Origin of the sequence: Neisseria flavescens, assembly GCF_001618065.1 — a bacterium.
GTDB lineage: Bacteria > Pseudomonadota > Gammaproteobacteria > Burkholderiales > Neisseriaceae > Neisseria > Neisseria flavescens_A.
Map to the genome: position 1 here is coordinate 22350 of NZ_LAEI01000007.1, position 21663 is coordinate 44012.

General features: G+C 52.4%; 19 protein-coding genes. 2 read left to right on the plus strand and 17 right to left on the minus strand.

The annotated features are described in order from the left end of the window. Positions 1-17: 17 nt before the first annotated feature. The 9 genes from TW89_RS02110 to TW89_RS02150 all read right to left on the minus strand — a co-directional run bounded on the left by TW89_RS02110 (position 18) and on the right by TW89_RS02150 (position 8985). The gene (locus TW89_RS02110) at positions 18-449 is read right to left on the minus strand and encodes a plastocyanin/azurin family copper-binding protein (RefSeq protein ID WP_049349290.1); all 432 of its coding nucleotides are present in this window, start codon (positions 447-449) and stop codon (positions 18-20) included. 166 nt (positions 450-615) lie between these two features. After that, positions 616-1383 (minus strand): ABC transporter ATP-binding protein, encoded by a 768-nt coding sequence (locus TW89_RS02115; protein WP_063068539.1) that lies wholly within the window; start codon positions 1381-1383, stop codon positions 616-618. A gap of 10 nt (positions 1384-1393) precedes the next feature. Further along, positions 1394-2440, minus strand: a complete 1047-nt coding sequence (locus TW89_RS02120; RefSeq protein ID WP_004519102.1) for a FecCD family ABC transporter permease — start codon at positions 2438-2440, stop codon at positions 1394-1396. A gap of 122 nt (positions 2441-2562) precedes the next feature. Then, positions 2563-3678 carry an ABC transporter substrate-binding protein gene (locus TW89_RS02125; RefSeq protein ID WP_070873682.1) on the minus strand — a complete coding sequence of 372 codons (1116 nt, stop codon included), beginning with the start codon at positions 3676-3678 and terminating at the stop codon, positions 2563-2565. Positions 3679-4208: 530 nt separating this feature from the next. Beyond that, a complete protein-coding gene (gene ptsP, locus TW89_RS02130) occupies positions 4209-5972 on the minus strand; it encodes a phosphoenolpyruvate--protein phosphotransferase (protein WP_128580403.1) in 1764 nt (587 codons plus the stop codon). Then, the gene (locus TW89_RS02135) at positions 5972-6241 is read right to left on the minus strand and encodes an HPr family phosphocarrier protein (protein ID WP_003683718.1); all 270 of its coding nucleotides are present in this window, start codon (positions 6239-6241) and stop codon (positions 5972-5974) included. Before TW89_RS02135 ends, ptsP begins: the two co-directional genes overlap by 1 nt. Before the next feature lie 49 nt (positions 6242-6290). Next, the gene (locus TW89_RS02140; RefSeq protein WP_049344952.1) at positions 6291-6719 is read right to left on the minus strand and encodes a PTS sugar transporter subunit IIA; all 429 of its coding nucleotides are present in this window, start codon (positions 6717-6719) and stop codon (positions 6291-6293) included. A gap of 58 nt (positions 6720-6777) precedes the next feature. Continuing rightward, positions 6778-7341 carry a hypoxanthine-guanine phosphoribosyltransferase gene (locus TW89_RS02145; RefSeq protein WP_128580404.1) on the minus strand — a complete coding sequence of 188 codons (564 nt, stop codon included), beginning with the start codon at positions 7339-7341 and terminating at the stop codon, positions 6778-6780. A 114-nt stretch (positions 7342-7455) separates the two neighbouring features. Then, positions 7456-8985 (minus strand): ABC transporter permease, encoded by a 1530-nt coding sequence (locus TW89_RS02150; protein WP_128580405.1) that lies wholly within the window; start codon positions 8983-8985, stop codon positions 7456-7458. A 233-nt stretch (positions 8986-9218) separates the two neighbouring features. Here TW89_RS02150 and TW89_RS02160 point away from each other — a divergent pair, with 233 nt between their 5' ends. Beyond that, the gene (locus tag TW89_RS02160; RefSeq protein WP_107723860.1) at positions 9219-9749 is read left to right on the plus strand and encodes a cytochrome b; all 531 of its coding nucleotides are present in this window, start codon (positions 9219-9221) and stop codon (positions 9747-9749) included. Between the two features lie 156 nt (positions 9750-9905). After that, positions 9906-10910 (plus strand): 4-hydroxythreonine-4-phosphate dehydrogenase PdxA, encoded by a 1005-nt coding sequence (gene pdxA / locus TW89_RS02165; protein ID WP_128580406.1) that lies wholly within the window; start codon positions 9906-9908, stop codon positions 10908-10910. A 182-nt stretch (positions 10911-11092) separates the two neighbouring features. On the opposite strand, the gene TW89_RS02170 is transcribed toward pdxA, so the two are convergent. From TW89_RS02170 to rfbC, 8 genes are all read right to left on the minus strand, one after another. Next, the gene (locus TW89_RS02170; RefSeq protein WP_128580407.1) at positions 11093-12088 is read right to left on the minus strand and encodes a S49 family peptidase; all 996 of its coding nucleotides are present in this window, start codon (positions 12086-12088) and stop codon (positions 11093-11095) included. A gap of 54 nt (positions 12089-12142) precedes the next feature. After that, complete coding sequence (locus tag TW89_RS02175) at positions 12143-13165, minus strand: lysozyme inhibitor LprI family protein (RefSeq protein ID WP_128580408.1); 1023 nt, start codon at positions 13163-13165, stop codon at positions 12143-12145. Positions 13166-13270: 105 nt separating this feature from the next. Next, complete coding sequence (gltS, locus tag TW89_RS02180; RefSeq protein WP_128580409.1) at positions 13271-14485, minus strand: sodium/glutamate symporter; 1215 nt, start codon at positions 14483-14485, stop codon at positions 13271-13273. Positions 14486-14701: 216 nt separating this feature from the next. Next, a complete protein-coding gene (locus TW89_RS02185; RefSeq protein WP_128580410.1) occupies positions 14702-16102 on the minus strand; it encodes an SEL1-like repeat protein in 1401 nt (466 codons plus the stop codon). A 368-nt stretch (positions 16103-16470) separates the two neighbouring features. Continuing rightward, on the minus strand, positions 16471-17730 hold the full coding sequence (locus tag TW89_RS02190) for a capsule biosynthesis protein (RefSeq protein WP_128580411.1): 1260 nt from the start codon (positions 17728-17730) through the stop codon (positions 16471-16473). Positions 17731-17865: 135 nt separating this feature from the next. Beyond that, positions 17866-19890, minus strand: a complete 2025-nt coding sequence (locus TW89_RS02195; RefSeq protein ID WP_128580412.1) for a capsular polysaccharide biosynthesis protein — start codon at positions 19888-19890, stop codon at positions 17866-17868. Positions 19891-19934: 44 nt separating this feature from the next. Next, positions 19935-21056 (minus strand): stealth family protein, encoded by a 1122-nt coding sequence (locus TW89_RS02200; RefSeq protein ID WP_128580413.1) that lies wholly within the window; start codon positions 21054-21056, stop codon positions 19935-19937. A gap of 55 nt (positions 21057-21111) precedes the next feature. Next, entirely contained in the window at positions 21112-21654 is a 543-nt protein-coding gene (gene rfbC, locus TW89_RS02205) for a dTDP-4-dehydrorhamnose 3,5-epimerase (RefSeq protein ID WP_164836684.1), read from the minus strand. Positions 21655-21663 lie beyond the last annotated feature (9 nt).

The following is a 21663-nucleotide window of genomic DNA, read 5'->3' on the forward strand; positions in this document are numbered from 1 at the left end:
TACAGGTATAAACGCGTTTATTTCACTTGCGCCATGTATTTTTTCAGACGGCCTTTGCTTTGCATGGCGCGGTTTTCCATTTCATCGACAACGGCTTGCGCTTTGGCTTTGTTCACCGGTTTGCCGACCTGAATCACGCCGCTCATGTTCATCATGCGGTGCGGCGGGCAGGTGTAGACGTACACGCCTTCTTTGTCGAGCTTGAGCGTGAAGTCTTTACCATCTTCGGAGAGGAAGTCGGCAACGCCGTCGGGCAGGGCTTTGCTTTGTACCCAGTGGCCGCTGTTGGTGGCTTTGAAGGTAACAGTGTCGCCGACTTTGGCGTTGACGTAGCCGGGCTCGAACACCATGCTGCCGTCTTTGCCGTTGTCGAGCATTTTGATTTCGTGGTTGGCGGCGTATGCGCCGAGGGACGCGGTCAGCATCAGGAGGAAGAGGGATTTTTTCATGGAGAAAGTCCTTTCTAAGGATAAAAAAATGGTGCGGGCTGATGAGTCGGAGAGGCAAGCCTTGGGCTTACCGCCCTCTCCCTAACCCTCTCCCGCGGGCGAGGGGATAAGTTGCAGGGAGTTTGCAGGCCGGATGCTCAAATCCGACATTTCAGGAGCGGTTAAGTTACGCACTCTTCCGCATCGGGCGGATAACGGGCAGACCTTTGCTGTCGTACAAAAGCTCGATGTCCACTTTATACAGCCTGCCGATCATGTCCGCCTGCAACACGTCCTGCGGCGCGCCCTGCGCCTGTACTTTGCCTTCGCCGAGCAGAATCACGCCGTCTGAAAACTGCGCGGCGAGGCTCAAATCGTGCAACACCATCAGCGTAACCAGATTGTGTTCGTGCGTGTATTGCACCACGCGCTCCAAGAGGTTCAACTGATGGTGCATATCCAGCGCGCTGACCGGTTCGTCCAGCATCAGGATTTCGGGACGGCGCAGCATGACTTGGGCAAACATGACGAGCTGCCGCTGTCCGCCGGAAAGGCGCATGACGTCGCGGTGCGCCAGATGGCCGATACCCAGCTCCGCCATAATACTTGCGGCTTCGTGCAGCAGTTCGTCGCCGACGTGCATGTGCAGCGCGTCCATGCGGCCGAGCAACACGACTTCCAGCGCGGTCAGCGAGGCTTCGGCGGCGGTGTCCTGCGGCATATAACCTATGCGTTTGCGCCAGCTTTGCAGGTGGATTTTGCTCAACACTTCGTCGCCGTAGCGGATGGTACCTTTGTGTGCTACTTCGCCGAAAATCGTTTTCATCAGCGAGGATTTGCCCGTGCCGTTGGGGCCGAGCACGGAATAGACTTTGCCTTGTTCCAGCGTCAAATCGATATTGTCGGCGACTACATAATCGCCGCGCCGGATGTGTACGTTTTCAAGTTTCAACATTTCAGACGGCCTATCGTTTCGTTAATACAATCCAGAAGAAGAACGGCACGCCGACAAACGACGTAACAATCCCCACCGGAAACAGCGCGCCCGGGATAATCACCTTGGACAACACGCTGGCCACCGACAGAAACGCCGCCCCGGCCAGCATCGCGCCGGGCAGGAAGAAACGTTGGTCTTCGCCCAAAAGAATCCGCGCCACATGTGGCGCAACCAAGCCGATAAAGCCGATCACGCCGACAAAACTGATTGCCGTCGCCGTCATTACCGCCACCAATACCAGCGTTTTCAGGCGCAAAAATTGCAGATTGATGCCCAGCCCGACGGCGCGTTCTTCGCCCAAGCGCAGCGCAGTCAGCTTCCACACATCGCGCGAAAGCAGAAACACGCATACCGCCGTAACCGCCGCCGTAACGATGACTGTTTCCCAAGTTGCCTTGTTCAAACTGCCGAACAGCCAAAACAGAATCTGCTGCGAAATCTCAGGCGCGGCGATAAACTGAATCAGCGACAAAATCGACTGAAACAGGAACAACAGCGCAATCCCCACCAGCACCAACATCGCCGAATTGAAGCGGCGTGCCGAGGCAAACAGAAACAAGATGCCCGAAGCCAGCATGGTCATTACAAACGCGCCGATGGGAACGGCGACTGTTTCAGGCAGCCCGAAACCGCCGAACGCAATCACCGCCGACGCGCCCAAACCCGCCGCCGCCGCCAAGCCCAGCGTATAAGGGCTGGCCATCGGGTTGTTCAAGAGCGTTTGAATTTCCGCACCGCCGACACCTAAAGCCGCGCCGACCACCAAGGCCATCACCGCAATCGGCAGGCGCAAATCCATCACAATCAGGCGGTTCATTTCATCGACTTCGGGTTTGCCCAGCAAAACATTGACCACTTCGCCGACGGGCAGCGTGTCCGTCATCGCAGGGCCGGTGGCGATGTCGAATAGGAAACTGACCGCTGCGATGACTAAAAACATCAACACAATCAACCAACGCTTGCCTTCCAACTTGCGCTGGTTTTTCACAATCTCGGCGACAACCGAATCATTCATGTTTCAAACCTTTAAAAAAGAGTGTTGTGAAAGGGGAGAAACAGGTTTGCCTTTTTCTTCCGCAAAAATTTCAGACGGCCTTCCGATTTAAAAGAAAAGGCCGTCTGAAAATCTAAACTACCTTATTGTCCTTTCGGATAGAGGTAGAACGTGCCGTTCGGTACGACGGGCAGGTTTTGGCGGTAGAAGTCCAAATAGGTTTTTTCAGGGTTGAAATCCTTAAACAACTGCGGATAAATCGCTTTGGCCATAAACTGAATCGATGCGCTGTCGGACAGCGTGCGCGAGTTAGCGTGGTAGGCGGCGTAGAGGCGGTTGTTTTTAATCGCAGGCAGGTTTGCCCAGCCGGCGCGTTTGGCAAAGCCTGCCAGGCGTTTTTCCGCTTCGGCTTTTGGAATGCCCCAGCCCATCACCATGGCGGCAGGGTTTTTCTTCAATTCGGTTTCGCGGCCGGTAATCACGATCACGTCGGGTTTGGCGGCGAGGACTTTTTCAGGATTGATCGGGCCGTAGAATTCGACCGAAGAAGCGGCGATATTGTTGCCGCCGACCAGTGTCGCCATCGAACCCCACATGCTCTTGCCGAAGGTAACGCTGTGTTCGGCAGGGCCTTTGTTGCCGAACTCGATATAGACTTTAGGCTTGGGCAGGTTGGCTTTTTGCACGCGCGCTTGGATGGTGTCGGCAACGCGTTTGTAGTCTGCCGCCAGTTTGTCGGCTTTTTGCTGCTGGCCGGTCAATGTACCGATGAGTTTGGTCGATTGAACGTGTTTGGCCACTGTTTGCGCGTTGTAGTCCAACACGACGATGGGGATGCCGGCCTTGTTGATGCGGTCGAGATCGGAACCCAAAGCCTTGTATTGCCATTCGGCCAAAACCAGCAAATCGGGTTTCAGCGCCAATACTTTCTCAATCGAGAAAGTGCCGACTTCCACTTCGCCCACGTCGGTCAGCTGATTCAGTTTAGGCACGGCTTTGCTGAATGCCGCCCAGCTTGGCGGCGCCCAGTCGGCCCAAACTGCTTTGGAGAAACCGACGACGTTGTCCAGCGCGGTTTTACCGCCGATGGCCATGTAGTCTTGGTAGTAGAAGCCCAACACCACGCGCTTGGCAGGCAGGTCGACAGTTACCTTACGGCCGAGGATATCGGTCAGCTGAACGGGTTTGGCAAAAGCGGATACGGAGCTGACTGATAAAGCGGCGGCGGCAATCAAAGCAGAAAGTTGCGTAAATCTCATGAATCATTCCTTTAATTATGATGATAATTACTATCATTTTATAAATTTACAAGATATTGAATCTTTTTTCAAGTGAATGTAGAGATAGACATATTTCGAAATAAAAAGTTTCATCATTAAAACGAAGGGATAGTGTTTATATAGGGCTTTGGTGTACTGAAGACCTAGTAAAAAGGAATGATATGGGGTACCTAAAGCCATAGTGGGCAGTAGCTGGAATGGATCGGTAAAGGGTTTTTTATTGCAAAAAAATAAAAGGTACTCGGTTGAAAACAAGACCGTCTGAAACCTTGCAATCAGGGTTCATACGGCCTTTGGTGTGGGCATAAAAGTTTTATTTCACTTGCGCCCTATATTTTTCAGACGGCCTGTAAGCAGTGTTTGGAAAAAGTGAAAAAGGTTGATTTTTGAAATGGCGAAATAGGGAAGAAGGGGGCTTGAGGGAGAATCGGGCATAAACTAAAAATGGGGACGAATAAAAAGGGCGTGTTCAATACGCCCTTGTGTCGGTTTCGGATATTTTGTGAATTTCAGACGGCCTGTGATTCCGCCTGTTCGCTTTGGTTGAGGATTTTAATCAGTTTTTCGGCTTTTTCCGGGTCTTCGCAGCGCAGGATTTTGGCGGCGTCGTTTTCAAGATGGCCGGTGTGGCTGTGCAGGATGATGTTTTTAACCGAAAGCAGGTTGTTGGGGTTCATGGAGAAGCGGCGCAAGCCCATGCCGAGCAACAGTCGGGTGAAGACGGTATCGCCGGCCATTTCGCCGCAGATGGACACACCTTTTTCCATGCGGTTTGCGGTGCGGATGATGTGTTGCAGCGTTTTGAGGACGGCAGGGTGGCCGGGTTGGTAGAGGTGGCTGACGCTGTCGTCGCCGCGGTCGACCGACAAGAGGTATTGAATCAGGTCGTTGGTGCCGATGGAAACGAAGTCGACGAGCTTGAGGATGCTGCCGACGGTCATGGCGGCGGACGGGATTTCGATCATGCAGCCGATGCTGACCGGGCCGAAGGTTTCGCCGCGTTCGGTCAGTTGGCGTTGGGCCGTGTCCAGATGGATAAGGCATTGGCGCACTTCGGAAATGGATGTAATCATCGGCCACATCATGCGCACGGGGCCGTGGGCGGCGGCGCGGAGGATGGCGCGCATTTGGGTGCGGAACATGACCGGCTCGGCGAGGCACAAACGGATGCCGGTCAGGCCGAGCGCGGGGTTGAGACTGCCGTTGGGCGTGCTGTTTTGGCCGAACCAGCGCGGATTTTTATCGACACCCAAATCGACGGTGCGGATGGTGATGTTTTTACCTTTGAGTTTTTTGACGATGCCGGCATAGACTTCGTATTGTTCGTCTTCGGTCGGCATGTTGTCACGGTTGAGGTAGAGGAATTCGCTACGGAACAGGCCGACGCCGTCTGCGCCGAAGTTGTGCAGGGCTTTGATGTCTTCGGCGGATTCGATGTTGGCGAGCAACTCAATGTTGATACCGTCGGCTGTGGTGGCGGCGGTTTTTTTGATTTTGTTGAGTTCGCGCTTGTGGCTGCGGTATTCGCGGGCGAGGCGGCGGTATTCGTTGAGGACGACTTCGTCGGGATCGATGATGAGGACGCCGTTGATGCCGTCGACGATGACGATTTCGTTTTCGGTGATGAGTTTGCGGGCGTTGTGCAGGCCGATGACGGAAGGAATGTCGAGGCTGCGGCCCAAGATGGCGGTGTGGCTGGTCGGGCCGCCGGCATCGGTTACGAAGGCGGTAATGTGCTGCTCTTTGAACAATACGGTATCGGCAGGCGAGAGGTCGTGTGCGATGAGGACGGTGTCGTCAAACAGGTTGCCGGCGAGGTTGATTTCGTTGCTCTGGCCGACAAGGTTGTTGTGGATGCGGCGGACGACTTGGAGCATGTCCTGTTTGCGTTCGCGCAGGTAGTCGTCGTCGATGCTGTCGAACTGGGCGGCAAGCTTGTCGCTTTGCAGTTTCAATGCCCATTCGGCGTTGATTTTCTGCTCGCGCAAAATGTCGATGGGTTCGCGCGAGAGGGTGACGTCGGTCAGCAGCATCAGGTGCAGGGAAATGAACGCGCCCAATTCGGTCGGGGCGTTTTCGGGAATCGCGCCGCGTAGTTGTTCCAATTCTTTGCGCGTGGCTTTGATGGCGTTGTCGAAACGTGCAGCTTCGGCATCGAGTTTGTCGGGATCAATGTCGTATTGGGGAACTTCCGTTGTGCCGCGCGTGATGAGGTGGGCGTGGCCGATGGCAATGCCTTTGCCCGCGGCTACACCGTGTAGGACGATGCTCATTATTCGCCCTCGCCGAAGTAGTCGTTGATGAGGTCGGTCAACGCCTGCATGGCGGCGGCTTCGTCTGCGCCTTCTGTTTCCAGCTCAATCACGGTACCTTTGGCGGCGGCCAGCATCATCAGGCCCATGATGCTTTTGCCGTTGACGCGGTTACCGTTTTTGGTGACCCAGACTTCGCTTTGGAATTGGGAGGCGGTTTGGGTGAATTTGCTGGAGGCGCGCGCGTGCAGGCCGAGTTTGTTGATGATTTCGATTTCTTGTTTGAGCATGGATGTCCCCTAAATGTAATGTTCGTAAAGTGAATGTTTTCAGACGGCCTTAGCCGTGTTCTTTGCACACCAGGTCTTCAGGTGCGGATGTAATGGCGAAAATGCCCCGGATGGCGGCTTCTTTGACGGTTTCGGTGAAGTCGGAGAGGTTTTCGGCTTGTGATGAGTATTGGATGGCTTTAATCATCATCGGGGCGTTGAGGCCGGTCAGGATGGCGGATTTGTTTTCGCGCACCAGCCGGCGTGCGGCGTTGCACGGGGTTGCGCCGAAGATGTCGGTCATGATCAGTACGCCGCGGTTGTCGGGAAATTCCTGTAATGCGGCGATGGCGTTGTTGATGATGTCGTTTTGATCCTCGTCGGGCTGTACGCCGAGGATGTGGAGATTTTCGGGGAAGCCGTTGGGAAAGAAATGGTCGGCCAAACCGCGATAGGCTTCACCTATGGTTTCATGTGTAATGATTAACAAACCTATCATGATGTGTTCCTAGCATGGGGGTTGAGGCCGTCTGAAGATTTTTCAGACGGCCTTTGTTTTATTTATTGTTTAAGGCGTAGATTTCGCCGAGGTTGCGCCAGCAGCCGGCGGCATCCATGCCGTAACCGAAGACGTAGCGGTTGGGCACGTCCAAACCGACATAATCGGCTTTGGTCGGTTTTTCTTTGTCGATCAGTTTGTTGGCAAACACGGCCGCACGGCAGCTTGCCGCACCCATTTCCAACAGTTTTTCCTGAATGGCGGCCATGGTGTGGCCTTCGTCTAGGATGTCGTCCAAAACGACTACATGACGGCCTTTGATTTGCTCGGGGTCGGGCATGCGTTTCCAGTTGAACGTACCGCCTGCGAGTTTGTCGCCGTAGCGGGAAACGTGGACGTAGTCAAAGTCCAAAGGAAAGCGCAACAGCGGCAGCAGCTGCCCTGTAAACACCACCGCGCCACCCATTACAGGCAGGAGCAAAGGGTATTTGTCGCCCAAGTCGCGGGTAATGTCGTCGGCAACTTTTTGCAAGGCCGTGCGGCATTGTTCTTGATCAAACAGCAAATCGGCATTGTCCAGCATGGCTTGGGTTTCAAGGCGTTTGGTTTCTAAGTCGGTCATGATAGATCGTGTTGAATGCGGTCAAGAACAAATTATATAGCGGATTCAATCAATTTTCGATACAAGGCGCAGCAAGAGTGTAGTGAAAGTGAAGGGAATTTGAGCAGACCACGTTCAGACGGTCTTTTGCCCTTCCGCTTCGTCCACCAGCAAAAATGCCGTTAAAGCCAAAGCGGTCAATACCGCCGTCAACACCATCGCCCGTCCGTAATTGTCCGCACCGGCGCGTCCGAGATAATCGTAAATCAAAGTGGTCAGCGTCTGCCATTCGGGGCGCGACAGGAACAATGTGGCCGCAAATTCGCCGATACACGTTGCCGAAGCCAAAGTCAGGCCGCGCCGCAAGGCAGGTTTCAATAAAGGCGCGGTTACATAACAGGCCGTCTGAAAACCGTTTGCGCCCATAGTACGCGCCGCCGCCACGTAATCTTTGGGCAAACCGTCCCACGCGGCCAGTACGTCTTTGGCCACAAACGGATACGCTAACAGCGCGTAAGTCGCCGTCAGCAGCCACAGCGAAGCCGTCCACTGCGGATAGAGCAGCAAAACGCCAAATGCGATGCACACGGGCGACACCATAAACGGCAAAAACATCAGCGCGCGCAACCACGCCATTTGCCGTGCCGCCGCCGCATACAGCACGCCCAAAACCGTCGCCGCCGCCACCGCTGCCGCAGAGAAACGGATGGTGTTCCACACAGCCGCCCAAGTCTGCGCTTCAAACAAAACCGACCACGAAGAGCCTGCCGATACCGCCTTGAGCCACACCGCCGCCAAAGGCAGCAGGCAGCACACTGCCAACATGGTCAATACCGTTGCTGTCAGCCATTTTTCCCAAGCCCATATCGGCGCACGTGGAGGCAAAGGCGAGACCGACTTATCCACAGTCACGCGCCTGCTCCAATACGCATACAAACCGCCTGCCGCCGCCGTGACCGCCAACACCAGCCACACCAACACCGACGCACGCGCCATGTCCAACTCATACGCCACCAGCCGGTAGATTTCCACTTCCACCGTCGCAAAACGTTCGCCGCCGAGCAGCAAGGCCAGCCCGAAGCCTGAAAAACAATATAAAAACACCAGGCACGCGCCGCCGGCAACCCACGCGCGCACCACCGGCCATTCGACCCAGACAAACCGCCGCCACGCGTCCGCGCCCAAAGATTGTGCCGACAGCAACCGCGCCTGCGGCACACGCACAAATCCCTGATACGCCGAGCGCACCAAAACCGGCAGGTTGAAAAACACGTTGCCGTAAATCAGCAGCCACGGCGTGTCCTGCCAACCTGAAGCCAGCATACCGTGTGCGCCAAATAAAGCCAGTACGCCCATGCCCGCCACCAAGGTCGGCATCACAAAAGGCAGCATCAGCAGGCGCAAAACCGTGCGCCGTCCGGCAAAGTCCATCCGCGCCAGCACCCACGCCGCAGGCACGCCCAAAGCCGTGACCAAGACGCAGGTCAAAACTGCCTGCGCCACCGTCCAGCCCAAGCGCAGGCGCATATAGTCATCAGCCACCACTTCCGCCCAAGCGCCTTCGCCGTCGTAAAACGCCAGCGACAGCAAAGGCGCGGCCACCATGACCGCTAAGAAACTTAAAGGCAGAAGCAACAGCGCAAACCGCCGAATCCAAACCTGCATCGATGCGTACCCGAGAATAAAAACGCCTATTTTAGCCCGAGTTCGGCATAGAAGGTGGTATTCCTGCCCTTGTTTTCAGACGGCCCGGGCAGCCTGACGGATAAAACCGCCGTTTCTTCAAATTTTCCAAACATTTACGAAGTCTCTTCAAAAAGGCAACATAATTGGTTGGACATTTTTGTTACAATGCCGCCGATTCAAAAAACCAAACAAATCAAAAACAAGGAAACATTATGACCGCTACACGTCCACAAACCTACGATGCCGTCGCGCGCGCGTTGCACTGGCTGACCGTACTCGGTTTCATCGGCATCCTCTCCACCATTACCGTTTGGACCATCTACGATGGCGAAGAATGGGTCAAATCGCTCTTCGGCGTGCATAAATCCATCGGTTTCATCACGCTGCTGGTGATTGCCATGCGCATTGTTTGGGCTTTGCTCAATGCGTCCAAACGCCCTGCCGCCGACAGCTTTGCCGCCAAAGCAGGCCACCTTGCCCTTTACGTTCTCATGCTCGCCGTTCCCGTTATCGGCATGATCCGCCAATACGGTGGCGGCCGCGGCCCATTGAAAGTATTCGGTGTCGAAGTGATGCAGGGTTCGCCTGAAAAAATCGAATGGATGTCCAACCTCGGCAATATGGCGCATGGCAAACTCGGCTGGCTGCTCTTCGCGCTTGTCGCCGGCCACATTGCCATGGTCGTTGTTCACCGCATTCAAGGCCACGACGTTTTATACCGCATGATCGGCCGCCGTTCTTAAGTGTAAAACGGTAAACAGCCAAGGCCGTCTGAAAACAGTTTGACCAAGCAAAAACTGTTTTCAGACGGCCTTTTTGTATTTGTGTTAATCTGCAAAAGTAGGGCAGGCATTTTGCCTGATGTTGTCTAAATACTGCAAACCGTACCGAGAAACACCATGATTGCTCCCATTCTCGCCATCACCTCCGGCGAACCGGCCGGCATCGGCCCCGACATCTGCCTTGATTTGGCTTTCACCGACCTTCCTTGCCGCCCCATTGTTTTGTGTGACAAAAACCTGTTGGCGCAAAGGGCCGAACAGCTCGGCAAATCCGTCATCCTGCGCGACTTTCAAGCCCAAGCGGCTGATCTGTTGCCCAAGGGCGAACTCGAAGTCCTGCATATTCCTTTAGATGCCGAGTGTCGGGCGGGTGAACTCAATCCTGCCAATGCTGCGTATGTCCTCCGACTGCTGGATATGGCGTATCAAGGCATTTCAGACGGCCTGTTTGCCGGTATGGTAACCGCGCCGTTGCATAAAGGCATCATCAACGATGCCCATGCAGGCAACGGCTTTTTTAGCGGTCATACCGAATATCTCGCCGAAAAAAGCCATACCGAACAAGTCGTCATGATGCTGACCGGCGGTGGCCTGCGAGTGGCGTTGGTGACCACCCATCTGCCGCTGAAAGACATTTCCGCCGCCATCACGAAGCCTTTAATCGAGTCGGTTGTCCGCATTCTTGAACACGACCTGCGCCATAAGTTCGGCATAGCCAATCCGGTCATCCTCGTTACCGGCCTCAATCCCCACGCCGGCGAAGGCGGCCATTTGGGACACGAAGAAATCGACACCATTATTCCGGCACTTCATGCCCTGCAGGCCGAGGGCATAGACGCGCGTGGCCCTTATCCGGCCGATACCGTGTTCCAACCTTTTTTGCTCAAAGATGCCGATGCCGTCCTCGCCATGTATCACGACCAAGGGCTGCCGGTACTCAAATATGCCGGTTTCGGCGAAGGCGTGAATATCACCCTCGGCCTGCCCTTTATCCGCACCTCCGTCGATCATGGTACGGCCTTGAACTTGGCAGGCACGGGCAAAGCCGATTCCGGCAGCCTGATTACCGCCGTCCGTGCCGCGCTTGATATGGCGCACAATATGCAGAAACAGGCCGTCTGAAATGTGGAGGTTTAATCGTTTGCAGGCGTCATGTGTTCCCATAAAAGCATCATCAGGAAATATTTGCCTGCCGATTTGATGAGGCCGATGAGTGTTTGGACAATAATCAGCGTTTTATTTTAAAAACCATATAAAAAGGCCGTCTGAAGCCCCATGTTTTGGGTTTCAGACGGCCTTTTGGTTTACCAAATTTCAGACAAAGTTTCTTTGACTTTGGCCTTCACTTCCGCACCGAAGCGGCGGCTGAGCATTTTGCTGAAATCGTCTTGCGGCGTGTAGTTGACCAGATCGGGGGCTTTGACGACATCGCGGGCAACGCTGTAAATGTTGCCGAAGTCGTCAATCAGGCCGACCTGTTTGGCTTCTTTGCCGGTATAGATGCGGCCGCTGAAAACGTCGGGATACTGTTTGTCTTTCAACCTTGCGCCGCGGCCGAGTTTGACGGCTTTGATAAATTCTTGGTGGATATCGCCCAACATGCTTTCCCAGATTTTGGTTTGCGCCGGCGTTTCAGGTGTGAAAGGGTCGCCCATGCCTTTGTTGCTGCCGGCGGTTTTCAGACGGCGTTTGACACCGGCTTTGTCCATCAGGCCGGTAAAGTCGAAACCGCCGCCGATCACGCCGATGCTGCCGACAATACTGGAAGGGTCAGCGTAAATTTTGTCGGCTGCGGCGGCAATGTAGTAGCAGCCGGAAGCGCACATGTCTTCGGCAACGAGGTAGACAGGGATGTCTTTGTGTTCGGCTTTGAGGCGGCGGACTTCGTTAAAGGCCGTGTTGGACACGACAGGCGAACCGCCGGGGCTGTTGGCGCGGATGATGATGGCTTTGGCGTTGCCGTTGTTGTAGGCGGCTTCCATGCTGTCGCGCAGGATTTGGACTTGGTCGTCGATGTCGTTGCCGATTTCGCCGGTCAGGTCGATAACGGCGGTGTGTTCGCTGCGGGCTTGGATGCTCGTGGTTTTTCCTTCTTCTTCTGCGAAGCCAAAGATCAGGCTGAGGAAGATGAGGACGGCGACGCCGCGCCAGATATTGCGCCAAATGCGGGCGCGGCGTTGTTCTTGGTAGGCGGCGAGGAGGACTTCGCGCAGGGTGTTGCGCTCCCAGTTGTCGACGGGTGTGGAGGCTGAAGAGGGTGTGTTTGGGGCATCGCCTTCACGGTGGATTCGGTATTGCATGATATGATGTGCTTTCTTGTAGGCCGTCTGAATGTTCAGACGGCCTTATCGGTTTTAGTTGATGGAATAGCCGCGCAGGTATTGCGTACGTTCGCGGGTCATGCGGGTTTCACACTGCAGGCGCAGGTATTCTGCTTGTGCGGCGCTGTCTGCGGACGCGGCTGCTTGTTGGCAGTTGAGTTTTTTGCTTTGAATCCAGGCGCGTTGTTCGCCGAGGATTTGTTGTTTGACATCGCTGTCCATGCCGCCCCAGAGGTCGTTGATCTCGCCGTCTGCCTGACGGTTTTGCGCACGCGCGTTGTCGAGTTCGCTTTGGCTGAGGCCGGGCGGCTCGTTGCGCGGAGTTTCATGGTCAGGACGCAGGACTTCGTAGTCTGAATCGTCGTCATCATCGGTCAAACCGACGGCTTGGCTGGCGGCGTTATTTTCAAGGATGTCTTGCGGATTGACAGTCGGCGGTTCTTCCGCGTTTTGGTTTTGCAGCAGCTTGATGGCCTGCTCTTTGGATACAGGCTTGCCGTCTATCATGACGATGCTTTTCACGCCGTAGGGCAGCAGGGTGGCGGAAAGGGTTTGGGCGGTGGAACTCAGGGTGTTGTCTTCGAAAACCGGTTTGCCGTCTTTATCAGGGGTGTAGAGCAGGGTGGTGCTGAACGTGTTGTTTTCAAAGGTCAGGTTGCTGCCCATCAGTTTTTGTTCGAGCATGTCGGACAACGGGGTGCTGCCGTAAATCAGTGGGCTGTTGTCTATGGCCGTCTTGAGGATGGTGTCGGGAATGCGGATTTTGAGGTTGGCACGGCAGATGGCTTTGCCGTTGTCTTCGGTTTCTTTGGGGTCTTCAAGCAGGGTTTCTAATTCGAGGCCGGCAGCGATGATTTTGTCGGCATCGACGAATTGGCGGTTGTCATTGCGGGCAAAGGAGCGCGCTTGTTGTTTGAGGGTGTCTTCGATGGTGGTACGGATGTTTTGCAGTGTGGCCGGTTGGGCGCAATCAAGCGCGGCTTTCGGCTCTTCTTTGCTGCATGCGGCAAGAAGAATCGTGCTTAAAATCAATACGGAAGCGGTTTTTTTGTACATGGGTACTCCTGAAGATGACGGCCTTTCAGACGGCCTGACGTGCTTATCATAACAAAAGCACTTGCAGCAAGTAAATGCGGCAAGTGCTTTTCTATGTCGGACGTATCAGCCTTTGATGACGCTGATGAAGCCGGAGAGGATGGCGGCGTTGAGCAAGTCAACAAAGAACGCGCCCACCATAGGCACAATCAAGAAGGCTTTGTGAGACGGGCCAAAAGTTTGGGTAATGGACTGCATGTTGGCAACGGCAGTCGGGGTAGCACCCAAACCGAAGCCGCAGTGACCGGCCGCCAATACGGCAGAGTCATAATCGCGACCCATGAAGACATAGGTAACGAAGGTTGCGTACAGAATCATCACGACGGTTTGTACGGCCAAGATGATGGTCACAGGACCTGCCAGACCGGTCAATTCCCACAGTTTCAGGTTCAGAAGAGCCATAGACAGAAAGAGGGACAGGGAGGCGTTACCGAATACGTCGATGGCACGGTCAAACATATTGACTTTGAAAGCTGCGGTCAGGACGTTGCGGATGACCACGCCTGCAAACAGACACCATACGAATTTAGGCAAGTCGAAGAAGGCTTTGTCGTAGCCGTCGACAATTTCGGCAAAAGCCAAACATGCGGCAAACATCGCGAGCGTTTCGACAGCGGAGTCAGCCGTAATCAGGCGGGTGCGCTGTGCTTGTTCGAAGATGTCATCAGTAGCATCGTTGTCGTCGGATTTGGCAGTTTTGACGATAGGTTTACGGCCCATTTTGTTGATCAGACGGCGTGCAACAGGACCACCGATCAAACCGCCGAATACCAGGCCGAATGTTGCGGAAGCCATACCCAAGCCGGTTGCGCCGGTCAGGCCGAATTTGCTTTCAAAGTCAGGACCCCATGCACCGGCGGTACCGTGACCGCCGGTCAGGGTAATCGAACCGGTAATTAGGCCAATCAGCGGATCCAAGCCCAATGCGCTCGCCAAGCCGACACCGACAAAGTTTTGGACGATGATGAATGCACCCACCACGGCGGTAAAGATAACCAAAGGCAAACCGCCCGCTTTCAAACGGGAGAAGTCGGCACTCAAACCGATGGATGTAAAGAAAATAAGCATGAACGCATCTTGCAGCGGTTTTTCAAATTTGAAGCTGACGCCGTAGGCTTCGTGCAGGGCGAACAGGACGATAGCGGCAACCAAACCGCCGGCGACCGGCTCGGGAATATTGAAGTCTCTTAAGAATTTGATTTTTTGAACCAGAAATTTACCAACCAGCAACACGAGCGTGGCGGCAATCAGTGTGTAATAACTGTTGAATTCCCATTCCATGTTGTTTCACCTCCTAGAAATGTTTTTCCGAGTATCCGTTTCTTTCCGGATGCAGTGTGTTTCAACGCTTGGCGTTATCCGCCGGGCGCCATGGTATTGATGCGCGGGCAAGGTGTTTTCAGAAAGAAATGAAAACAATGACGTGTCCGTGAAAAATAACTGGCAAATATTAGGGGAATAGTTAAAGATTGTCAAAAAATGCGAGTGTAAATATTTTCAGACGGCCTTTTGACCGATGGCATGGTGCGCTTCGCGGCGCCATTGTTCTAATAGGGATGTTAATGATTCGGCCGAAGTGTGGCCGTTGCTGATGGCGGCCTGCAGCCAGTAGCAGGCAGTCGGAACATGGCAGATTACACCTTGCCCGTGATAGTAAAAACAGGCGAGGTGGTATTGGGCGGAAGGGTGGTTTTGTTCGGCAGCGATGGCATACCAGTGGGCGGCCGCCCGAGGGTCTTGCGCCGTACCGAGGCCGTAATGGTAGATACGACCTAAGGCTGCCGCCGCATTTTTATGATGGAACTCGGCCGCTTCCATGTAATTTTTGCGCGCGGCATTGTAGTCGGCGGGACGGCCGATGGCGTGGGCTTCTGCTAAACGGTAGATGGTTTCGGTTTGTTGCTGTTGCAGGGCGGCAGTTTTGATTTGTTCGTATTGTTGCGGATGGTACAGTGCGGCGTCGCTGATGAGTTTTTGTGCGGCGGCGGCAGAACCCAGCGCGGCGGCACGGTGGTAGTAATCGTGCGCGATATGGTTGTCGGCTTTAATGCCGAGGCCGTAGCGGTAGAGGTCGCCCATGATTTTCAGGGCTTCGGGATGGTCTTTCTCGGCAGCAGCTTTGGCATAGCGCGCCGCTTGGAACGGATCGCGTTCGGAAAGTTCGCCGGTCAGGGCGTATTGGGCCAGCTTGGCCTGTGCTTCCGCTTGTTCTTTATCGGCGGCACGACGATACCATTCTAAGGCTTCGGGTCGGCGTTGGTCGGCAAGAAGGTCGGCCAGAAGGGTTTGTGCGGCAATGTGGCCGGCTTGCGCGGCTTGTTCGAGGTATTGTTCGGCTTGTGCGTGGTTGGGGCTGATGCCTGTGCCGTAGAAGTAGATTTGACCGAGTTGCCAACAGGCGGCAGTCACACCGAGTACGGCCGCTTTTTCGTATTGTTCGATGGCTGTTTCAACGTCGCCTTGGCGTTGATGATGGCGTGCCAGATGGTAATACGCAGGCGCAGCATATCGGGCGACGGCAAGCTCCGCCCAGTAGAGGGATTGTGGATCGTTGCGTTGCGCGTGGTAACGCATGAGGATTAATTGGGCTTCGAGGTGACCTTGCTCACCCAGCCAGGCGTAGTCGTTAAGAAGCTGTCCGGTCGGGGTGCCGTTGTGTTCGCGTTGTTGCAGCAGGGTAAAGAGTGCCTTGGGGTGGCGTTGGGCAGCGGCAGCTTCCAACCATGGAAGTGCCTGCTTCGGATGACCGTTTTGCAGCAGATGATTGCCCAATACAAAAGCAGCTTCCGTATATCCCTGCTCTGCCGCCTGTTGCAACAGGGGCAGGGCTTGGGTAGTATTGGATTGTTCCAAAAGGGCGGCGGCTTGCCGGTAAAGGATTTCAGGAGTGGCGGTCATGGTTTGCGGGCGGATATAAAGTGGAAGACGAATGCTGCGGCATATGGGCGGCGATACCGGTTGAGGGCTTTGTAAAAATATTGCTCGGCAAAGTTTTGTAGAGTGTATTGTCTTGCTGGCTTATCTTTAGGATGTTTGGCTTGTTATATTGTTTTGCCTAGTGGTACATCCATATTTTGTGCGTTACAAAGGGCTCAGGTTGAGTCGATATGCACTCATGACAGCTCGGTCATTATACTGTTTTTGTAATTTATTGTTAATGATAAATGCAGGTTTTTGTGTTTTATTTACATGGTAGTAGCTAAGGTATTGATTGTTTCAGGCCGTCTGAAATGTTTTTCAGACGGCCTGAACTTTTCCTTCCTAAGTCAGGTTGCTGGTGTAGAAGAGTCGGAGGTGTTTTTGTGGGGGAAAAACACCTGACTGTAGAAATTACCGTTAATTTGGGTCACGTTGAGGTGGTACATACGGTAGGCATGGAACAGTTCTTTATCAGGCGGTGTCGGATGATTCCAAAATTCTGCCAAGGTATTTTGGTCAGTAATGCCGGGAATATCATAATAGGCACGGCCGAGAACCTTAACTGGCATATTGTGAATCAGGCCGGACAGGCCGCTGGTGCTGTTGATGGTAACCATGCCAAGGCCGTGACGCAGGAAAACGGGCAGGGGGACATCATGGACGTAAGTGATACGGCCTTTGAGTTTGGGGTGTTTTTTGATAAAGCGTTTGATGTCGCGCGAGTAGTCGATAAAGCCGCGGTCCATCGGATGATGCTTGATGATGAGGTTGGTATCGGCAGGCGCGTGCGCGGCAAAGGAGGCCAAAATATGGAGCAGGAAGCTGCGGACGCTGGAAAAGTCACAATGGATGCGGACTTGGCTGTCGTTGAATACCTGCAAGGGAACAATAAAAAATTTGCCGTATTTGCCCGCCTCCACGCGTTTGGCGATTTGGATGTCTTCAATATAGTAGTTCAAACGCTTGAGGATGGAGATCGACCACAGTTTGAGGTAATGGCCGGCATTGGATGCGCGGTGGTGGATGTAGTTCGGGTACTTGTTCGGGTTGCGGAACAATTCGATATAGTAACGGACGGCGTTTTTTGCCATAGGCATAAACCCACCGCGTACCGGCGTCGGCGCTTTGTATTCTTGCTGGGCCAGCTTGGGGAATTGTTCCAAAAAAAAGTCGGCACGGCGCGGTAACGGGGAAAATGCGTTGACGCCGTCTTTTTCTAAGGTGATGTAGTAGGGGCGGAAATAGCCTTCTTCAAATGCCCAGAAATTGGCTTGGTTTTCGTTTGCAATGCGTTTTGCAATGACGTGATAAGGGCGTGTGTCGCCAAAGCAGACAACCGCCTGGATGTGATGTTGAACGATGTATTCTTGCAAGAATTCAGGAAAGGCATCGTAGTTGTCGTTAAAAACAACGGTATGCGCTTGAGTGGGCGGATAAAAATAGTCGTCGCCTGCATTAAAGTTGAATTTATGTACAGTCTTGCTGTTTTCAGTCAGCCAATTGGCAAGGCGCAGAAAAAAATCGCCGACAGGGCCTTGAAGCAGCAGGATATTTTCTGCGCTTTCAAGCAGGTTTTGCAGGTTGTTTTTGAGGACGGTCTGTTTCATGTCGCAATGTGGTTTTGTTTTTATGTAATAGTTTTAGGTTGAACTTTCAAGCATACGCCAAGAGAATTAACGATGCAAAAGCAATGATGCCACAATAGAGGCAAGTTCATGACGTATTGTTAATTTAGATGGTATTTATTTAAAAGATCGATATAGTTGTTTGATTTTACCTAATTTTTTAGCAAAGTACCCGCGATGTAATCCGTTGTTGTTTTTTTGCATATTTTTTTGTCGTATCAGGATTTGGGCAGCGGTTTCCGCATTGATGGCCTGATGGGTTTCGGGGTGGATGTAGTCGGGATAGTGGATGAGCGTGCCGGCGATCAGCTGCCAAAGTTCAAGTCTGCGGCTGCGGCGCGGAATAGGGAGCAGATCTTGGGTAAGTCCCCAACCTGCGTAAAAAGGCAGGCCGTAGCAGCTGACTTTTTTGCCGCGCAACAAGGCTTCAAAACCGGTCAGTGAAGTCATGGTATGAACTTCGTCTGCGTATTGGAGACAGGTCAGGATATCGGCTTGTTCGGCGGTTTGGTCGGCATATTGTGCAGCATCTTCAGGGGAAATATGGCCGATGCGGTTACCGCTGACTACATCGGGATGCGGTTTGTAGATGATATAGGCATCGGGATTGCGTTCGCGTACGGTACGGAGCAGATCCAGATTGCGGTAGATTTGGGGCGAACCGTAGCGGATAGACGCGTCATCTTCAACCTGGCCGGGAACGAGGATTACGGTTTTGTCGGTTGACGGGGCGGTGAAGTTTGAGCTGCCGACGTTGTATTTGCTGATGTGGTTTTCGGTCAGCATTTTTTGCAGTTTTAAGGCCGTCTGAAAGTCTTGATCGTCGAAGTTTTGGTTTTGCAGGATGTATTCAAGACGGGACGGGGTTTCGGCATTGAAATAAATGCCTATGTCGTCGGTAACGAGCGACAGCGGCGGGACTAAATTAGAGCCGAGTCCGACCGAGCGGATAAAGCCGTCTTCCATGCGCAGCAGGGGGATGTGATGTTGTTCGGCAAAACGGACGATGGCCTCTTTGCCGTTGCCCCAGGCAAGGATGCGTGCATCATCGGATAGTTTGACCCCGGCCAGTTTTTGGGTGGAGGAAATAAATTTCAGACGGCATGAGGGTACGTTAAAGAATGGTTTGGCAACCGCGCGTTTCCACAAAGACATACCGACGCAATACAATTCGCCACGCAATTTGTCGTTTTTTCGTTTGACCGTCGCTAGATAGTCTATGACATCAAAGAGGCTGCCTGCTTCGCCGGTATTGGGGTTGAGGTAGCGGCTGTATTGCAGATAGGCCGCGGCGAAGAGTTGTAGCAAGTTGCGGGGGGCGCGGCGCTGGGTTTGGACAAGGCGGTTGATTTCAGGATGGCGGTCGTTGCTTACGCCCCATCCGGCATACCACGGCAGGCCGAAGGTGGTCAGTGGTTTGCCGCACAAAAGCGCCTCAAAACCCATTTGCGAGGTAACGCAATAAACTTTATCGACGTTTTGCAACAAAGAAATCGGATTGATGTTTTCTGCCAGAAGATGGACGCGGTGTTGCTGCGCCAGCCGGGTTAGATAGCCTTGTTTTTTGCCGCACAAAACATCGGGATGGGTTTTGACCCAGATATCGGCTTGCGGGTTTTCATTTAAGGCCGTCTGAAACATTAGTTCAAACGTAGAGGCATCTGCGCCGCCATATTGAATGGCCATATCGCCGAATGTTTGGTCGATGATGAGGACGGTTTCCGGCTTGGATGGGGAACATAAAGGATGATCGTCTGAAAGTTCGGGCGCGTGGTTGTATTTGGACAGATGGTGTTGCAGTATGAAATCCATCGCCTGCTGCGCCTGAGCCAAGGTTTCAGACGGCATGGTATTGGCGGCAAGAATCAGTTGTTCCAAACGCGAAGGACGGGTGGTGTCGTAGTAGATGCCGATGTCGTCATAGACGATGGAGTAGGGCGGATAACCGGAGACGCCCAGTCCGACTGAACGTAAAAAGCCGTCTTCAAGATTGAGCAGGGGCAATCTTAAGATATGTGCTAATTTTCTGCGTTTGGGATGTTTCTTGCCCCAAAATAATGCGGTCTTATCCGTTGAAATTTTGTCTAAAAATTTGGTTAGCAAGAGACGTTGTTTAAATAGGCCGAATGTTGAAAAAATCATTTTAAATTATTATGTTATCTAACAAGTGTCATTAATATAAAAATTTATTCTGCCTCTATTCCAAAGTAAGTATCCATAAAATTACGGAAATGTAGGGCATAGTTTTTATCCGCATTATTACTGCTTGAATCGTTAATGCAGAAGGAGTGGGGCATATGAAGGTATTTCTTCTTGAATAACAATTTCTTATATTGAGTTTGGGCGTGTGAACTGCGTATATTGAAATAGTAGCAAATTTCACGTTTCGGTGTGGCATATCCGTCAAGGTACATCAACCAAGGTACTAAAAAACTGGCCATATTAAGTTCAGAATTATGGCGCACCTTGTTATTTAGAAAAGAAATTATTTCATCTTCAAATAATGACCATGCTTTTTGAAAGGATGTTTTCCGTAGCGGAACGTAAGTATGTACCAACGGTGTATTGATATTAATTGTCGGATAATGTCTTTTTAAGAGCTTTAATGCGTGTTCTGATGCGGTCAATGTCGGTGTGATTAGGCCCCGTTGACGCATTTTTTGAAAACTTTTATTGGCAACAAATAGGGAAGCCAAGCCATTGTTTTCAAAAAAGTGGTTAGGCGTCAGTGGTCTTGCAACGAAAACATCATCATTGAAATAAATAAAATGTTCACTTAAACCTGGAATTTTATATAAGTTTGCTTCAATGACGTGGGAATTGAACGTTGGTAAGTATTTGGCATCAATAATTTGCGAATGATTGATTAATTTAATTTTAGAATGGGCGTTTTCATCTAACCATTTAGGTTTTTGATCCGCCGTTACAATAAAAATATTGCGGACCCACGGCATAAACTTTTGTACGGCCTGTACTGAATAAAAAAGTTCATTATGGTTGGAAAAGCGGGCAGGGTCGGTCGCATACAGGCCGATATCTTCCTGATCGATGGGTTGCAGGGTACGGTAATACTGTTCTTGCCATGCTTTATCGGTATTGTCGACCCAAGTAAAAACAACATCGATGGGAAAGTTTGGCAAAACGTTTTCTGTGAGTGATGCAAGATTGGCATCTGCATTGATCAGAGTAAATTCTTCAGTTTCAGGAATAGGCTGTTCTACATTATAAGGAGGAAAGCGTTTATTTAGAAAATCCCTAAAGAAAATATGGGGCTCTCTAAAAAATTTTCTAATTTTATTTAAATTCATTTGAAACTTTCTAATACTACAAAATAGAAACAGTTGATTCTGTTATGTTTTGAAGTTATCCAAACGTGACTGCTTCGGTCAATACTTTGCCTGCCAAGTCTTTAGGCGACAGGTTCGGCTCACCTTGCAACGGCCAGTCGATACCGACGGTCGGATCATTCCAAATCAGCGAGTGTTCGGCTTTGGGGTTGTAATAGTCTGTGCATTTATAGACGAACTCGGCTTCATCGCTCAGTACATAGAAGCCGTGAGCGAAACCTTCAGGTACCCACAGTTGGCGTTTGTTTTCTGCGGACAAGATCTCGCCTACCCATTTGCCGAAAGTAGGGGAGTCTTTACGCATATCGACGGCCACATCAAATACTTCGCCGACAACCACGCGTACGAGTTTGCCTTGTGTGTTTTCAGTTTGATAGTGCAGGCCGCGCAATACGCCTTTGCTGGATTTGGAGTGGTTTTCCTGCACAAAGGTGCGGTCGCAGACTTGGGTCTTGAACCACTCGTCGCGGAAAGTTTCCATAAAAAAGCCGCGCGAGTCGCCAAAGACTTGCGGCTCAAGCAGTTTTACGTCAGGAATGGCAGTATCAATGATGTTCATCTTTTTATC

Bases quoted from the DNA above. Each gene is read 5' to 3' on its own strand.
- TW89_RS02170 (WP_128580407.1), bottom strand. From the start codon at position 12,088: ATGCAATACCGAATCCACCGTGAAGGCGATGCCCCAAACACACCCTCT.
- rfbC (WP_164836684.1), bottom strand. From the start codon at position 21,654: ATGAACATCATTGATACTGCCATTCCTGACGTAAAACTGCTTGAGCCG.
- gltS (WP_128580409.1), bottom strand. From the start codon at position 14,485: ATGGAATGGGAATTCAACAGTTATTACACACTGATTGCCGCCACGCTC.
- ptsP (WP_128580403.1), bottom strand. From the start codon at position 5,972: ATGAGCATCGTCCTACACGGTGTAGCCGCGGGCAAAGGCATTGCCATC.
- TW89_RS02160 (WP_107723860.1), top strand. From the start codon at position 9,219: ATGACCGCTACACGTCCACAAACCTACGATGCCGTCGCGCGCGCGTTG.
- TW89_RS02145 (WP_128580404.1), bottom strand. From the start codon at position 7,341: ATGACCGACTTAGAAACCAAACGCCTTGAAACCCAAGCCATGCTGGAC.
- TW89_RS02125 (WP_070873682.1), bottom strand. From the start codon at position 3,678: ATGAGATTTACGCAACTTTCTGCTTTGATTGCCGCCGCCGCTTTATCA.
- TW89_RS02195 (WP_128580412.1), bottom strand. From the start codon at position 19,890: ATGATTTTTTCAACATTCGGCCTATTTAAACAACGTCTCTTGCTAACC.
- pdxA (WP_128580406.1), top strand. From the start codon at position 9,906: ATGATTGCTCCCATTCTCGCCATCACCTCCGGCGAACCGGCCGGCATC.
- TW89_RS02185 (WP_128580410.1), bottom strand. From the start codon at position 16,102: ATGACCGCCACTCCTGAAATCCTTTACCGGCAAGCCGCCGCCCTTTTG.
- TW89_RS02135 (WP_003683718.1), bottom strand. From the start codon at position 6,241: ATGCTCAAACAAGAAATCGAAATCATCAACAAACTCGGCCTGCACGCG.
- TW89_RS02115 (WP_063068539.1), bottom strand. From the start codon at position 1,383: ATGTTGAAACTTGAAAACGTACACATCCGGCGCGGCGATTATGTAGTC.
- TW89_RS02140 (WP_049344952.1), bottom strand. From the start codon at position 6,719: ATGATAGGTTTGTTAATCATTACACATGAAACCATAGGTGAAGCCTAT.
- TW89_RS02190 (WP_128580411.1), bottom strand. From the start codon at position 17,730: ATGAAACAGACCGTCCTCAAAAACAACCTGCAAAACCTGCTTGAAAGC.
- TW89_RS02110 (WP_049349290.1), bottom strand. From the start codon at position 449: ATGAAAAAATCCCTCTTCCTCCTGATGCTGACCGCGTCCCTCGGCGCA.
- TW89_RS02200 (WP_128580413.1), bottom strand. From the start codon at position 21,056: ATGAATTTAAATAAAATTAGAAAATTTTTTAGAGAGCCCCATATTTTC.
- TW89_RS02175 (WP_128580408.1), bottom strand. From the start codon at position 13,165: ATGTACAAAAAAACCGCTTCCGTATTGATTTTAAGCACGATTCTTCTT.
- TW89_RS02120 (WP_004519102.1), bottom strand. From the start codon at position 2,440: ATGAATGATTCGGTTGTCGCCGAGATTGTGAAAAACCAGCGCAAGTTG.
- TW89_RS02150 (WP_128580405.1), bottom strand. From the start codon at position 8,985: ATGCAGGTTTGGATTCGGCGGTTTGCGCTGTTGCTTCTGCCTTTAAGT.